The organism is Pontimicrobium sp. MEBiC06410 (assembly GCF_053601615.1).
Genome location: NZ_JBSHNT010000115.1, coordinates 1 through 367, shown reverse-complemented (window position 1 = coordinate 367; position 367 = coordinate 1). Strand labels below are relative to the sequence as shown.

At 35.7% G+C, this 367-nt stretch carries 1 protein-coding gene; it reads right to left on the bottom strand.

All coding sequences use genetic code 11. The features are described from left to right. The coding region (locus ACVC08_RS00845) for a phosphopantetheine-binding protein (protein WP_452600614.1) at positions 1–367 on the bottom strand (367 nt) is incomplete at both ends.

The following is a 367-nucleotide window of genomic DNA, read 5'->3' as shown; positions in this document are numbered from 1 at the left end:
TAATATTGTTGCTTTACTGGTGGCTATAACTTGCGATAACTGCCCTAGTAATGGGGTATTAAATACCTGAGAGAGTTGTAGTTTTACTTTAAATTGTTCTTGTATTTTTGATAGTAATCGGGTTACTAATAGTGAGTGCCCGCCTAACTCGAAAAAGTTATCGTGTTTTCCTATTGTTCCTTCTTCTAGTTCTAATAGCTTAGACCACAGTATTGCTAATTGCTGTTCTACTGCTGTTTCTGGTGCTACGTATTGGGTGGTGCTTTCTACTTCTAGGCTTAGCGTTTCTAATTGTTTTCTATCGGTTTTGCCGTTTGGGGTTAATGGAATTTTATCTATTTCTATAATAAAGTTTGGTACCATATAT